10 protein-coding genes, 1 tRNA gene and 1 pseudogene are annotated in these 14,865 nt (G+C 69.6%); 10 read left to right on the forward strand and 2 right to left on the reverse strand.

The genetic code is table 11. The features are described from left to right. The first annotated feature begins 95 nt into the window (after nt 1-95). The 7 genes from gnd to OG842_RS19940 all read left to right on the forward strand — a co-directional run bounded on the left by gnd (nt 96) and on the right by OG842_RS19940 (nt 8,795). Nucleotides 96-974 (forward strand): phosphogluconate dehydrogenase (NAD(+)-dependent, decarboxylating), encoded by an 879-nt coding sequence (gene gnd / locus OG842_RS19910; protein ID WP_266731345.1) that lies wholly within the window; start codon nt 96-98, stop codon nt 972-974. Nucleotides 975-1,058: 84 nt separating this feature from the next. Beyond that, on the forward strand, nt 1,059-2,189 hold the full coding sequence (recF, locus tag OG842_RS19915; RefSeq protein WP_266731346.1) for a DNA replication/repair protein RecF: 1,131 nt from the start codon (nt 1,059-1,061) through the stop codon (nt 2,187-2,189). Beyond that, nucleotides 2,186-2,758 (forward strand): DUF721 domain-containing protein, encoded by a 573-nt coding sequence (locus OG842_RS19920; RefSeq protein ID WP_266731347.1) that lies wholly within the window; start codon nt 2,186-2,188, stop codon nt 2,756-2,758. Before recF ends, OG842_RS19920 begins: the two co-directional genes overlap by 4 nt. 413 nt (nt 2,759-3,171) lie before the next feature. After that, the gene (gyrB, locus tag OG842_RS19925) at nt 3,172-5,277 is read left to right on the forward strand and encodes a DNA topoisomerase (ATP-hydrolyzing) subunit B (protein WP_266731348.1); all 2,106 of its coding nucleotides are present in this window, start codon (nt 3,172-3,174) and stop codon (nt 5,275-5,277) included. 46 nt (nt 5,278-5,323) lie between these two features. Next, on the forward strand, nt 5,324-7,954 hold the full coding sequence (gene gyrA / locus OG842_RS19930; RefSeq protein ID WP_266731349.1) for a DNA gyrase subunit A: 2,631 nt from the start codon (nt 5,324-5,326) through the stop codon (nt 7,952-7,954). 93 nt (nt 7,955-8,047) lie between these two features. Then, entirely contained in the window at nt 8,048-8,650 is a 603-nt protein-coding gene (locus tag OG842_RS19935; RefSeq protein ID WP_328512417.1) for a DUF3566 domain-containing protein, read from the forward strand. 71 nt (nt 8,651-8,721) lie between these two features. Beyond that, a tRNA-Ile gene (locus OG842_RS19940) sits at nt 8,722-8,795 on the forward strand. A gap of 371 nt (nt 8,796-9,166) precedes the next feature. Here the strand turns inward: OG842_RS19940 and OG842_RS19945 are convergent. Further along, the gene (locus tag OG842_RS19945; RefSeq protein WP_266731352.1) at nt 9,167-9,538 is read right to left on the reverse strand and encodes a DUF6344 domain-containing protein; all 372 of its coding nucleotides are present in this window, start codon (nt 9,536-9,538) and stop codon (nt 9,167-9,169) included. A 345-nt stretch (nt 9,539-9,883) separates the two neighbouring features. Here OG842_RS19945 and OG842_RS19950 point away from each other — a divergent pair, with 345 nt between their 5' ends. The 3 genes and pseudogenes from OG842_RS19950 (at nt 9,884) to OG842_RS19965 (ending at nt 13,443) form a co-directional block, all read left to right on the forward strand. Then, nucleotides 9,884-10,018 (forward strand): DLW-39 family protein, encoded by a 135-nt coding sequence (locus tag OG842_RS19950; RefSeq protein WP_003958712.1) that lies wholly within the window; start codon nt 9,884-9,886, stop codon nt 10,016-10,018. A 203-nt stretch (nt 10,019-10,221) separates the two neighbouring features. After that, nucleotides 10,222-12,100 (forward strand): annotated as a pseudogene (locus OG842_RS19960) (vWA domain-containing protein). Beyond that, entirely contained in the window at nt 12,100-13,443 is a 1,344-nt protein-coding gene (locus OG842_RS19965; RefSeq protein WP_266731353.1) for a hypothetical protein, read from the forward strand. Before OG842_RS19960 ends, OG842_RS19965 begins: the two are co-directional and overlap by 1 nt. Nucleotides 13,444-13,521: 78 nt before the next feature. On the opposite strand, the gene OG842_RS19970 is transcribed toward OG842_RS19965, so the two are convergent. Further along, a complete protein-coding gene (locus tag OG842_RS19970) occupies nt 13,522-14,847 on the reverse strand; it encodes a serine/threonine-protein kinase (protein WP_266731354.1) in 1,326 nt (441 codons plus the stop codon). Nucleotides 14,848-14,865 lie beyond the last annotated feature (18 nt).

The following is a 14,865-nucleotide window of genomic DNA, read 5'->3' on the forward strand; positions in this document are numbered from 1 at the left end:
GCACGCTCGACGCCGAGCATGCCCGTCGCTCCGTCCCCGGCCGGGCGTAGGCTCGTCCTCGGGTACGAATCGGCACAACGCTTAAGGAATCTCTGATGGAGCTCGGTCTCGTCGGCCTCGGCAAGATGGGCGGCAACATGCGCGAGCGCATCCGCCGCGCAGGCCACACCGTCATCGGTTACGACCGCAACCCGGACGTCTCCGATGTCCACAGCCTCGAAGAGCTTGTGGGCAAGCTGAAGGGCCCCCGGGTCGTCTGGGTGATGGTTCCGGCCGGTGCCCCGACCCAGGCCACGATCGACGAGCTCGCCGGTCTCCTCTCGCCCGGCGACATCGTCGTGGACGGCGGGAACTCCCGCTGGACCGACGACGAGAAGCACGCGGTCGAGCTGGGCATCAAGGGCATCGGCTTCGTGGACTGCGGCGTCTCCGGCGGCGTCTGGGGCCTGGAGAACGGCTACGCGCTGATGTACGGCGGCGACGCCGAGAACGTGGCGAAGGTCCAGCCGATCTTCGACGCACTGAAGCCCGAGGGCGACTTCGGTTCCGTCCACGCGGGCAAGGTCGGCGCCGGCCACTTCGCGAAGATGGTCCACAACGGCATCGAGTACGCCATGATGCAGGCCTACGCCGAGGGCTGGGAGCTCCTGGAGAAGGTCGACTCCGTCACCGATGTGCGCGAGGTCTTCCGCTCCTGGCAGGAGGGCACGGTCATCCGTTCCTGGCTGCTCGACCTGGCGGTCAACGCGCTGGACGACGACGAGCACCTCGACAAGCTCCGCGGCTACGCCGCCGACTCCGGCGAGGGCCGGTGGACGGTGGAGGCCGCGATCGACAACGCGGTGCCGCTGCCCGCGATCACCGCGTCGCTCTTCGCGCGTTTCGCCTCGCGCCAGGAGGACTCCCCGCAGATGAAGATGATCGCCGCGCTGCGCAACCAGTTCGGTGGCCACGCGGTCGAGAACAAGAAGTAACCGCAACGGGAAGCGGGCTGGTCCAAAACGTCCGGTCCGCTCCACGAAGCACGGAGCAGGAAGCCGGGAAGGTCGGCGTACACCATGCATGTCACGCATCTCTCGCTGGCCGACTTCCGCTCGTACGCCCGGGTCGAGGTGCCTCTCGATCCGGGCGTCACCGCTTTCGTGGGGGCCAACGGCCAGGGCAAGACGAATCTGGTCGAAGCGGTCGGCTATCTCGCGACGCTCGGCAGCCACCGGGTTTCCTCCGATGCGCCGCTGGTGCGGATGGGCGCGGACCGGGCCGTCATCCGCGCTGCCGTGACGCAGGGGGAGCGTTCGCAGCTGATCGAGCTGGAGCTCAATCCCGGCAAGGCCAACCGGGCGCGTATCAATAGATCGTCGCAGGTCAGGCCCCGTGACGTGCTGGGGATAGTGCGTACGGTGCTGTTCGCGCCGGAGGACCTGGCGCTGGTCAAGGGGGATCCCGGGGAGCGTCGGCGCTTCCTCGACGAGCTGGTCACGGCCCGTTCGCCGCGGATGGCGGGGGTCCGCTCGGACTACGAGCGGGTGCTGAAGCAGCGCAACACCCTGCTGAAGTCGGCGGCGATGGCGCGTCGGCACGGTGGCCGGTCTATGGACCTGTCCACGCTCGACGTGTGGGACCAGCACCTGGGCCGGGTGGGCGCGGAGCTGCTGGCGCAGCGGCTGGATCTGATCGCCACCCTGCAGCCGCTGGCGGACAAGGCGTACGCGGATGTCGCGCCGGGCGGCGGCCCGCTGGCGCTGGAGTACCGCAGCTCGGTCGGGGCGGGCGCGGAGCCCGCGCGTACCCGCGAGGAGCTGTACGAGCAGCTGATCGCCGCCCTGGCGGATGTCCGCAAGCAGGAGATCGAGCGGGGCGTGACGCTGGTCGGACCGCACCGCGACGATCTGCTGCTGGGGCTGCGGGGCATGCCGGCCAAGGGGTACGCGAGCCATGGCGAGTCCTGGTCGTACGCGTTGGCGCTGCGGCTGGCCTCGTACGACCTGCTGCGCAGTGAGGGCAATGAGCCGGTGCTGGTCCTCGACGACGTCTTCGCGGAGCTGGACGCACGGCGCCGGGAGCGGCTGGCGGAGCTGGTGGCCCCGGCCGAGCAGGTGCTGGTGACGGCCGCGGTGGACGACGACGTCCCGGGGGTGCTGGCGGGGACCCGGTTCGCGGTGTCCGCGGGTGAGGTGGAGCGGCTGTGAGCGGCCGCGGCGAGGGATCCGGCGAGCCGTCGCAGGGGCGTTCCGGCGGGGGCAGGGCTCCGGAGCCCTCGGGTGTCGACCTGGCGCGGGTGGCCCTGCGCGCGGCGAAGGAGCAGGCGCGGGCGCGTGGCGCGGCCGCGCAGCAGAAGAAGCAGGCCAGGCGGGGCGGCGGGCTGCGCTCGGGCGCGCGGGCGGACGGTCGTGATCCGCTTCCGCTGGGCTCCGCGATCAACCGTCTGATCACCGAGCGCGGCTGGGAGACTCCGGCGGCGGTGGGCGGGGTCATGGGGCGCTGGCCGCAGATCGTGGGTGAAGATCTGGCCAAACATTGTGTGCCGCTGCGGTACGACGAGGATCCGGACGAGCGGGTGCTGACGGTGCAGTGCGACTCCACGGCGTGGGCGACTCAGCTGCGGCTGCTGGCGCCCCAGCTGGTGGCCCGGCTGAACGCGGACCTGGGGCAGGGCACGGTCAGGTTGATCAAGGTGCTGGGGCCCGGTGGCCCGCAGCGCAGGTTCGGTCCGCTGCGGGCGCCGGGGAGTACCGGCCCCGGCGATACATACGGCTGACCTGGCCTTTTCTCATTTTCTGCCGACGTCCGAGCTGTTCCCGGGTGCTCTGCGGACCCCGCTCCCGGCTCTGCCGGGACCCCTTGCTGTCCGCGCGGGGCGGCTGTCCTTCGGGTCCGTGTCGTGCGGTCTGCGGTGGTTGAAACCACGCGGCGAGAGTGGGGCGTCCCTCACGGTAGCGAGAGGTTGACAGGCCGAAGCGCTCAAGGCCGGTGTGAGCCTCCTGAGGGCCCTTCCTGAATATGGGGAGTCGTCAGCCGCTCATTCAGGGCGGCACATGCGTACTCAGGTACCGGCAAACCCCCATTCATGTCAGCGCTACCGGTAGACTGGTGGACAATCCCGCATCGTGGCGGGAGTCGTCGATACAAGCCGAACGACGCAGCCGCTCCCGTTTGCCCGGAGAACGGCCTGTGCTGTGCCAGAAAGGGCGCTTCGTGGCCGATTCCGGCAACCCCAACGAGAACATTCCGTCCACACCCGGTGAGAGCGCCGAGGCTGTCGCCGCAGGCGAGTCAGCCGGCGGCGGCGAGGCAAAGGCCTCGTACGACGCCAGCGCGATCACCGTCCTCGAGGGTCTGGACGCGGTCCGCAAGCGACCTGGCATGTACATCGGTTCGACCGGTGAGCGCGGTCTCCACCACCTCGTGCAAGAGGTCGTGGACAACTCGGTCGACGAGGCGATGGCCGGGCACGCGGACACGATCGACGTCACGATCCTCGCCGACGGCGGGGTCCGCGTGATCGACAACGGCCGTGGCATCCCGGTCGGCATCGTGCCGTCGGAGAAGAAGCCCGCGGTCGAGGTCGTACTGACGGTGCTGCACGCCGGCGGCAAGTTCGGCGGCGGCGGTTACGCCGTCTCCGGCGGTCTGCACGGTGTCGGTGTCTCCGTGGTCAACGCGCTGTCGTCGCGGGTCTCGGTCGAGGTCCGGACCGACGGTTACCGCTGGACCCAGGACTACAAGCTCGGTGTGCCCACCGCTCCGCTGGCCCGCAACGAGGCCACCGACGAGACGGGGACGTCCGTCACCTTCTGGGCCGACGGGGACATCTTCGAGACGACCGAGTACTCCTTCGAGACCCTGTCGCGCCGCTTTCAGGAGATGGCGTTCCTCAACAAGGGTCTGACGATCAAGCTCACCGACGAGCGCGAGTCGGCGAAGGCGACGCTGGGCGCGGAGGTCGCCGAGGTGGCCGAGGCCGCCGAGGCGGAGCAGGCCCGCACGGTCAAGTACCACTACGAGGGCGGCATCGTCGACTTCGTGAAGTACCTGAACTCCCGCAAGGGCGATGTCATCCACCAGTCGGTGATCGACATCGAGGCCGAGGACAAGGAGCGCCTCCTCTCGGCCGAGATCGCCATGCAGTGGAACACGCAGTACAGCGAGGGCGTCTACTCCTTCGCGAACACGATCCACACGCACGAGGGCGGTACCCACGAGGAAGGCTTCCGTGCCGCGCTGACCACGCTGGTCAACAAGTACGCGCGCGAGAAGAAGCTGCTGCGCGAGAAGGACGACAACCTCACGGGTGACGACATCCGCGAGGGTCTGACGGCGATCATCTCGGTGAAGCTGGGCGAGCCGCAGTTCGAGGGCCAGACAAAGACCAAGCTGGGCAACACGGAGGCGAAGACCTTCGTCCAGAAGGTCGTCCACGAGCAGCTCACGGACTGGTTCGACCGCAATCCGAACGAGGCTGTCGACATCATCCGCAAGGGCATCTCGGCGGCCACGGCGCGCGTCGCGGCCCGCAAGGCGCGCGATCTGACCCGTCGCAAGGGGCTCCTGGAGAGCGCCTCGCTGCCGGGCAAGCTGAGCGACTGCCAGTCCAACGACCCGACGAAGTGCGAGATCTTCATCGTCGAGGGTGACTCCGCCGGTGGTTCGGCGAAGTCCGGCCGCAACCCGATGTACCAGGCGATCCTGCCGATCCGGGGCAAGATCCTGAACGTCGAGAAGGCCCGGGTCGACAAGATCCTGCAGAACACCGAGGTCCAGGCGCTGATCTCGGCCTTCGGTACCGGGGTCCACGAGGACTTCGACATCGAGAAGCTGCGCTATCACAAGATCATCCTGATGGCGGACGCCGACGTCGACGGTCAGCACATCAACACCCTGCTGCTGACGTTCCTCTTCCGCTTCATGCGTCCGCTGGTCGAGGCCGGACACGTGTACCTCTCCCGCCCGCCGCTCTACAAGATCAAGTGGGGGCGGGACGACTTCGAGTACGCGTATTCGGACCGTGAGCGCGACGCCCTGGTCGAGCTGGGCAAGCAGAACGGCAAGCGGATCAAGGAAGACTCGATCCAGCGCTTCAAGGGTCTCGGCGAGATGAACGCCGAGGAGCTGCGCGTCACCACGATGGATGTCGACCACCGGGTCCTCGGTCAGGTCACGCTGGACGACGCGGCGCAGGCCGACGACCTCTTCTCGGTGCTGATGGGCGAGGACGTCGAGGCGCGGCGCTCGTTCATCCAGCGCAACGCCAAGGACGTCCGCTTCCTCGACATCTGAGTCGGCCGTACCAGCAAGACGCCGCCCGAAAGGACTTTGACCAGCAATGGCCGACGAGAACACCCCTGTGACACCCGAAGAGGAGTCCGCCGCCGCGGTGGGCATGCGTGTCGAGCCCGTGGGGCTCGAGACGGAGATGCAGCGCTCCTACCTCGACTACGCGATGTCCGTCATCGTCTCGCGTGCGCTGCCGGACGTACGGGACGGTCTCAAGCCCGTCCACCGCCGGGTGCTGTACGCGATGTACGACGGCGGCTACCGGCCCGAGAAGGGCTTCTACAAGTGCGCCCGTGTCGTCGGTGACGTCATGGGTACGTACCACCCGCACGGTGACTCGTCGATCTACGACGCCCTGGTGCGTCTGGCGCAGCCGTGGTCGATGCGCATGCCGCTGGTGGACTCCAACGGCAACTTCGGTTCCCCGGGCAACGACCCGGCCGCCGCCATGCGGTACACCGAGTGCAAGATGATGCCGCTGTCCATGGAGATGGTCCGGGACATCGACGAGGAGACCGTCGACTTCCAGGACAACTACGACGGCCGCAACCAGGAGCCGACGGTCCTGCCGGCGCGCTTCCCGAACCTGCTGGTCAACGGTTCGGCGGGGATCGCGGTCGGCATGGCGACCAACATCCCGCCGCACAACCTGCGCGAGGTCGCCGCCGGTGCGCAGTGGTACCTGGAGCACCCGGAGGCCTCGCAGGAGGAACTCCTGGAGGCGCTGATCGAGCGGATCAAGGGCCCGGACTTCCCGACCGGCGCGCTCGTCGTGGGCCGCAAGGGCATCGAGGAGGCGTACCGCACCGGCCGCGGCTCGATCACGATGCGCGCGGTCGTCGCGGTCGAGGAGATCCAGAACCGGCAGTGCCTGGTCGTCACGGAGCTTCCGTACCAGACCAACCCCGACAACCTGGCCCAGAAGATCGCCGACCTGGTGAAGGACGGCAAGATCGGCGGGATCGCGGACGTCCGTGACGAGACCTCGTCGCGCACCGGTCAGCGCCTGGTCGTCGTGCTGAAGCGGGACGCGGTCGCCAAGGTCGTGCTGAACAACCTGTACAAGCACACCGACCTCCAGACCAACTTCGGCGCCAACATGCTGGCGCTGGTCGACGGGGTGCCGCGCACCCTCTCGATCGACGCGTTCATCCGGCACTGGGTGACGCACCAGATCGAGGTCATCGTCCGGCGTACGAAGTTCCGGCTGCGCAAGGCGGAGGAGCGGGCCCACATCCTGCGCGGCCTGCTCAAGGCGCTGGACGCGATCGACGAGGTCATTGCGCTCATCCGGCGCAGCCAGACGGTCGAGGTGGCGCGCGAGGGCCTGATGGGCCTGCTGGAGATCGACGAGATCCAGGCGAACGCGATCCTGGAGATGCAGCTGCGCCGGCTGGCCGCGCTGGAGCACCAGAAGATCACGGCCGAGCACGACGAGCTCCAGGCGAAGATCAACGAGTACAACGCGATCCTGGTGTCGCCGGAGCGGCAGCGGAAGATCGTCAGCGAGGAGCTGGCGGCGATCGTCGAGAAGTTCGGCGACGACCGGCGTTCCAAGCTGGTGCCCTTCGACGGTGACATGTCCATCGAGGACCTGATCGCCGAGGAGGACATCGTCGTCACGATCTCGCGCGGCGGCTATGTGAAGCGCACCAAGACGGACGACTACCGCTCGCAGAAGCGCGGCGGCAAGGGCGTGCGCGGCACGAAGCTCAAGGAAGACGACATCGTCGACCACTTCTTCGTGTCGACGACCCACCACTGGCTGCTGTTCTTCACGAACAAGGGCCGGGTGTACCGGGCGAAGGCGTACGAGCTCCCGGACGCCGGCCGCGACGCCCGCGGTCAGCACGTGGCCAACCTGCTGGCCTTCCAGCCGGACGAGCGGATCGCCCAGATCCTGGCGATCCGCGACTACGAGGCCGCGCCCTATCTGATCCTGGCCACGAAGGGCGGTCTGGTGAAGAAGACCGCGCTGAAGGACTACGACTCGCCGCGTTCCGGTGGTGTCATCGCGATCAACCTGCGCGAGATGGCGGATGGCGCCGAAGGCACCGCTGACGAACTGATCGGTGCGGAGCTGGTCTCGGCCGAGGACGATCTGCTGCTCATCAGCAAGAAGGCCCAGTCGATCAGGTTCACCGCGACGGACGACGCGCTGCGCCCGATGGGCCGTGCGACCTCGGGCGTCAAGGGCATGAGCTTCCGCGAGGGCGACGAACTGCTCTCGATGAATGTTGTCCGGCCGGGTACGTTCGTGTTCACTGCCACCGACGGCGGGTACGCGAAGCGGACCCCCGTCGACGAGTACCGGGTTCAGGGCCGTGGCGGTCTGGGCATCAAGGCTGCCAAGATCGTCGAGGACCGGGGCTCGCTGGTCGGCGCGCTGGTGGTCGAGGAGACGGACGAGATCCTCGCCATCACGCTCGGCGGTGGTGTGATTCGTACGCGAGTCAATGAAGTCAGGGAGACGGGCCGTGACACCATGGGCGTCCAACTGATCAATCTGGGCAAGCGCGATGCCGTCGTCGGTATTGCCCGTAACGCCGAAGCCGGTCGTGAGGCCGAAGAAGTCGAGGGGTCCGAGGACTCCGAGGCCGCGACGGCGGAGGGTGCCGAGAGCACGGTCGAGGGCAATGTCGAAGGCACGTCGCCTTCGGCCGGGGAGCACGAGGAGTAGAGCGTGAGTGGAGCCACGGGCGCCGGTTCGGCCGCTTCCGGAGCAGGAGCGAACGGTGCCCGTGGCCCTGCCACGGACTCCCAAGGGGGCATTGTGACGGATACCCGGGGGCCTCAGCCCCAGTACGAGGGCTATGCGACCGGGCCGTTGCCGGGTGAGCGCGAGCCCGCGCCGGGGCAGGCGAGTGGGCCGTACCACCCGCCGCAGGCGTACCCCTCGCCCGCGGGCGGGACCCAGGGCGGCCGGCCGCACGGCACGCAGGGCGGTGCGCAGGCCGCCGCTCAGGCGGCCCGGCGGCCGCGGACGGGGGCGCGGACGACTCCGCGTACCCGCAAGGCGCGGCTGCGGGTGGCCAAGGCCGATCCGTGGTCGGTGATGAAGGTCAGCTTCCTGCTCTCCATCGCGCTCGGCATCTGCACGGTGGTGGCGTCCGCGGTGCTGTGGATGGTGATGGACGCGATGGGCGTCTTCTCCACCGTGGGCGGCACGATCAGCGAGGCCAGCGGTTCGAACGAGGGCAACGGTTTCGATCTCCAGTCGTTCCTGTCGCTGCCGAGGGTCCTCATCTTCACCTCGGTCATCGCGGTGATCGACGTCGTCCTGGCGACCGCCCTGGCGACGCTGGGCTCCTTCATCTACAACTTGTCGGCGGGATTCGTGGGCGGTATCGAGCTCACGCTGGCCGAGGACGAGTAGAGCGCCGGGTATCGATTTTGGGACTGGCCCCGACGTGCGCTAATCTTCAGAAGTCAGCGCAGCAGCGCGGCGGGGCTATAGCTCAGTTGGTTAGAGCGCATCCCTGATAAGGATGAGGCCACAGGTTCAAATCCTGTTAGCCCCACAGTTACGAAGGCCCCTCACCGGTATCGGTGAGGGGCCTTCGGCGTTGCGGCTGAATTGCGGCGGCTGTGGGTCTGTGGTTGTGCGGCGTTTGTGGCTGACGGGCATGGCGGTCGTCGGGATCGGGGTCCGTGCGACCGAGCGCAAGGCCGAGCAGCCGAGCAGTTGCTGCCATTGCTTCGAGCGGACCGCGGTCGTGCATCTGATCCGCCGCCATGTGCCGCAGGCCGCCCCCGTGTTCGTCACCGGCCACCGGAGCCGGCTCCGGCTCCGGCTCCGGCTCCGGTGGCCGGGAAGGCCGCTGGAAGGCACGGAGAAGCCCCCGTCCGGTGTGAACCGGCCCGGGGGCTCTGTACGTCAGCGGAGCGGCTCTCAGGGCGGCAGCAGGGACGTGTCCCCCGCCGGGGCGCCGTGGGCGGTGCGGGCGACGTTCCTGGTCTCCGTGGCGCCCGTGGCGTCGACGGACATATGTCGGGCGGCGGGCGAGGAGCCGTGTGCCTCGGCGCGGATGCGCTGCTTCATCGTGGGTGGCAGCGCCCTGTCACGCGGAAGGGTCCATCGCACCGACGGGGTGGTCGCGGTTGCCGCGGTCGCACCCGTGTGCTCCTGGTTCGTGGTGGTCGGCTCCGGGGCGCTCTGCTCCGTGGCCGCCGCCGGGGTGCTCATGAATCCCAGTGCGGCGAGCAGTGCGAAGAGGGCGGTGACGAAGGCGGTCCAGATGTTCTTGGGCTTGACGGTGCTCATGGCCCCTCGCTTTCGGGTGGTCCGGTTTGCTTACCTTTCCGATGATGTGGATCTGGCTCGCGATTTCACGGACCGACGCCACCGATGCGCCGATCTTCGGATGAACACCACTCGTATGGTTCAACCGGAGTTGACGGGCTTATGCGGAGGCTGTGGATCGCGCTGCGGACCGGGCTGCGGACCCGGTCGTGGAACAGGGTCGGATCCTCCGGGCGGAGCGGCCCTCGGATGGTCGCTCTTCCCCGGGCGCCAGTTGGGTTGCGGGCAGGTCACCGGTTGATATCGGCCGGTGTGTATAGTCGGGCGGCAGAAGTCCCCTACGTCAAGGAAAGACGAGGTCGCGCGGTGAAGAAGCTTCTCCTGGTCGCACTGGCCGCCATCGGCGGGCTCCTCGTGTACCGCCAGATCCAGGCGGATCGCGCCGAGCAGGATCTGTGGACGGAGGCGACTGACTCCGTGCCCGCAGGTTCGGGTGTGTGAGACAGAACAGCCTGATTGCGGGCCCCGGTCGCTGAGCGGCCGGGGCTTCGTGCTGTTGCGGGACCGTGACACCTGTGCTCTTGAGTTCACCCGAGCAAATCAATACGTTGCGTGAGCAAAAAATCGGGTGGGTCGAGGGGGCACGGGTGAAGGCACGGGGACACCGTCGTACCGCAGTCGCGGGGGCATGGACCGGCGGGGTGCTGCTCGCCCTGGTGGCGGGCGCGACGCCGGCCGTGGCGGCGCCCCCGGGCGGTGCGCCCGCCGGGCCCGAGCCGTCCGGAGCCGGCGGGAACGGCAGCCTGGTCATGGTCCTCGACTCGTCCGGCTCCATGGCCGACGACGACGGTACGGGGCGTTCCCGGATGGAGAGCGCCCGTACGGCCGTCGGGACCGTCGTAGACGGGCTTCCCGACGGGTATCCGACCGGACTGCGGGTGTACGGCGCCGACCGCGCCCGGGGCTGCATGGACACCAGGCTCGTGAAGCCGGTGCGCGGGCTCGACCGGGCGGCCCTGAAACAGGCCGTGGCGGCCGTGCGGCCCAGGGGCGACACCCCCATCGGTCTGTCGCTGCGGAAGGCCGCCGAGGACCTCCCGCGGCCCTCGGGCGGCGCCATCGGTACACGCACGATCCTGCTGGTCTCCGACGGCGAGGACAACTGCGGTGCGCCACGGCCCTGTGAGGTCGCAGAGCGGCTCGGCAAGGAGGGCGTGGCGTCGGGCTGCGGATCGACACCGTGGGCTTCCGGTGAAGGGCGCGGCCCGCGGACAGCTCGAATGCATCGCGGCGGCGGGCAACGGCCGCTACTACGACGCACCGGACGCCGATTCGCTGGCCAGGCAGCTCCAGCGGGCGTCGCAACTCTCCGTGGACGGCTACCGGTTCCGGGGCGAGCGGGTCACGGGCACGGCGGCGGGCGCGGGGGCGCCCGTGCTCGCGCCGGGGCAGTACCTCGACACCATCGGGCCGGGCGAGAAGCGGTACTACGCCGTCGACCTGGACGCCGCCTCGACGGCGGACTTCTCCGCGACGGTGGCGCCGCAGCCCGGGGCGGCCGTCGACACCTTCGACGCGATGCGTACCAGCATCGCGTACGGCACTGACAGTTCCTGTGGTTCGGAGACCGCGAACTTCTCCCAGAAGGAGGGTGCGACCCCGCTGACCTCGGCGATCGCCCGTATCCCCTCGGCGCGGGGCACGAGCCGCTGCGACCGGGAGGGACGGTACTGGTTGGTGGTCGAACGGGAGACCAAGAAGGGCTCCGACGCCGCGCGTTGGCCGCTCGAACTCGTATATGGGGTGGAGGAGCCCCTGAAGAAGGGCGTCACGCCCGCGCAGTCGCAGCCGGAGTACGGCAAGGGCGGCGAGGACGCCGTGCTGCCGTCCGGGGACCCGCGCGACGTACGGGGCGGCACCGGCTTCAACGATGCCGAGGAGATCGGCCGGGGTGTGTGGCGCGACCGCATCCTTCCGGCGCAGACCCTCTGGTACAAGGTCCCGGCCGGCTGGGGCCAGCAGGTGCGCTACGAAGTGGAGTTCGCGAACGAGCCCACGGTGGAGCGGGGCGGCTCCGCCACCTACTCGTACGGGGCGACGCGGCTGTTCACACCCGCTCGGTTCCCGCTCACCGGGGGCGGCGAGTTCAACCCGACGACCCTGTACAGCGGCCGCCCGGCGGCGATCGGGATGGGCGGTGTGCCGGTCGCCTGGACCAACCGCTACGAGAACGGCGCCCAGGTCCGGCCGGTGCACGCCGGAGGCGACTTCTACATCTCGGTGACGCTGGGGGCGCGGGCCGCGGACATCGCGTGGAACCCGCGGGTCGGTGTGGTGCTGCGGGTGTCGGTCCTCGGCGACGAGCTGGCCGGCCCCCAGCACAACGCTCCCGTCGCAGCGAAGAAGGCGGACAAGAAGGGCAATCCGATCAGCGCCGGAGACAGCGGCGGTACGGGCGGGGCAGGATGGACCGGCATTGCGGCCGCTGCCGGGGCGGGCGCCGTGGTGGTGGTGATCGCAGGGCTCGTGTTCGTACGCGGGCATCGCGGGCGGGCCGCACAGACGACGAGGGGAAGCGCGTGATGAGGCAGCGCAACAGGGGCCGGGTCGCGCTGGCCGCGGTCGCGGCGATGTGCGCGGCGGCGGCGCTGCCGGGGCAGGCGTACGCGGCCGGGGAGCCCGCCGCGTACACCTTCGCTCCCGGGGCGGAGAAGGTCGACGGTGCGGAGGCCAGCACCGATGCGTCGGCGCTTACGCCGGGATCGGTCTACCGGAGCTCGATCAAGCCCGGCCAGAAGCTCTACTACCGCCTGAACCTCGACGCGAAGACGAACGGGTACGTCTCGGCGGTGGCCGTGCCCAGGGGCGACGGCCGGGTCGCCTACGGGGACGGGATCACGGTCAGCATCCGAGACAGCACGGACCTGCAGTGCAGCTCGGAGGACGCGCGGTTCGAGTCGGCGGAGTTCCCGCGCCCGATCGCGGCGTACGCCTACCGGACCGTGGAGAAGGACGCCAGCATCTGCCAGGACGCCGGCACGTACAACGTCCTGATCGAGCGGGAGAGCAAGGAGACCTCCGCCCCCGACGAGTGGGACCTGGAGCTGCGCTACGAGTCGGAGCCGCAGCTGAAGTCGGCCGGTTCGATGCCGACCGACGCGCCGGAGAACTGGCCGTCGGCCTCGCCCGTGCCGCCCACCACCGCCCCGCAGAAGCGGTCGGGCGGCACCAGTTACTACGACGCGACGGGTCTGGAGACCGGCGAGTGGAAGGAGGAGGGCGGCATCAAGCCGGGACAGACCCTCTTCTACCGGGTGCCGGTGGACTGGGGGCAGCAGGTCTTCGCCACCGCCACCCTGAGCAACGACAACGCCTCGGACGAATACGTCGGCAACGCGCTCGCGCTGTCCCTGGACAACCCGGCGCACGGCCACGTCGACTCCGCGATGCCGCTCTCGTACTCCGGCAAGCCCACGTCCGTCTCGCTGGACCCGCTGCCCCCGGTGGCCTACGAGAACCGGTACGACTCCAACAGCAGCGTCAGCGCCATGCGGTTCGCCGGCTGGTACTACCTGTCGGTGACGCTCAGCCCGCAGATCGCGAAGTCGTACGGCAGGAACGGGATTCCGCTGACCCTCAGGGTCAAGGTCGAAGGGAAGGCCGGGCAGTCGCCGTACGCGGGGGACGCCGGGGACTTCTCGGTCACGCAGGACGACAGGGACGACGCGAGGAATGGCAGGAGCGGCCCGCAGGCCGCCAAGAGCGACCGGATGACGATGGTTGCCGTGGCCGGGATCGGCGCGGGTTCGGTGCTGGTGCTCGGGCTCGGGGTGTGGACGCTGCTGGCCCGGCGCCGCGCTGCCACCGCCCCGGCAGCCCCGGTCGACGGCGGTCAGCCGTACGGGGGTCCGCCGCAGACCTGGTAGCCGCGACTGCCGGGCCCGACCCCCGTACGGCGGGGCTCGGGCCGCAGGGCTCGAGCCGTCGGGTTGGGGCCGTCGGGCTCAGCTCTGGGTCAGCGCCCAGATGCCCACCGCGAAACAGAGCAATGCCACCAGCAGTACCGGGACCGCCACCTTCGGGGACGGTCCCGGACGCCTTTGCGGGGTGTGCGCCGGAGCAGGCGCCGGTGGGTGCGCCTGCGCCACTGCCTGCGGCTGTCCGACGGTGTACGCACGGGTGAGCGCCGGTTCGTGCTGCACGGCGGCCGTGGGCGCCTGCGAGGGCTCCGGGGCGGGAGTGGCGTACGGGGGCGCCGCCTGCGCCGGGAGCGGGGTGTGAGGCGTGACCGGATGCGCCTGCTGGGGGGGCGGTGTGGGCTGCTGCGGAGGCGGCGGGAGGTGGAAGCTGCCCGTCTCCGACATCGGGACCGGCGGCTGGGCGTAGGGCTGCTGGGCGGCTTGCGCGTGCTGGGCCTGTTGGGCCTGCTGTTCCTGTTGGACGGGGGCCGGGGCCGGTCCGTCGGGGCCGAAACCGGCGGGCAGCGGCCCGAGTTGGTCGAAGACCTCGACCGGTTCGTCCTCGGCCCCGGGCTCCGCCAGCATCTCGACCGCCGCCGTCAGCGCCTTGCGCGCACCCGTGGCCGTACGGAAGCGGGCCTGCGGATCCGGCTGCAACAGCCCCGCGAGGACCTGCCACAACGGCTCGGGAATCCCCTCCGGGGCGGAGGGCGTGCCGTGCAAGGCGAAGTGCTCGACGAGCGCCTGCGCGTCGGGCTTCCTGCCCTGGAGCAGATAGAGCGCGACAAGACCGACCGCGAACAGGTCCGCGGGGAAATCGGGTTCCGCGCCCATCATTTGCTCGGGCGCGAAGTAACCCGGCGTACCCACCACATAGTTGGTCTCGGTGAGGCGCGGCTCTCCCTTGCGCATGGAGATGCCGAAGTCGGACAGCCGCAGATGCGGCCGTCCGGTACCGGTCGCCTCCATCAGGATGTTGGCCGGCTTGATGTCCCGGTGCACGACGCCCTCCGCATGCACCGTGGACAGCCCGGACAGCAGCTGGTCGAGGAGCGTGCAGACGAACCGGGGCGGCAGCGGCCCGTAGTCGCCTATGACGTGCGCCAGCGAACCGCCGCTCACCAGATCCATGGTGAACAGGACCTTGTCGTCGTCCGCCGCCCAGCTGGCCGGGGCGAGCACATGCGGATGCTCGATCCGCAGCGCCTGCTCGCGGACGAAGCGCAGCAGTGTGTGCGCGTCGCTCTGCTGGAGGACCTTGGCCGCCACATAGCGGCGGCGCCGGTGGTCCCAGGCCCGCCAGACGGCGCCGACCCCACCACGTCCGATCGGATCGATCAGTTCGTACCGACCGGCGAAGACCTCACCCATTGCGCTGTGCCCGCTCCC

The organism is Streptomyces sp. NBC_00376, assembly GCF_036077095.1.
Classification (GTDB): domain Bacteria; phylum Actinomycetota; class Actinomycetes; order Streptomycetales; family Streptomycetaceae; genus Streptomyces.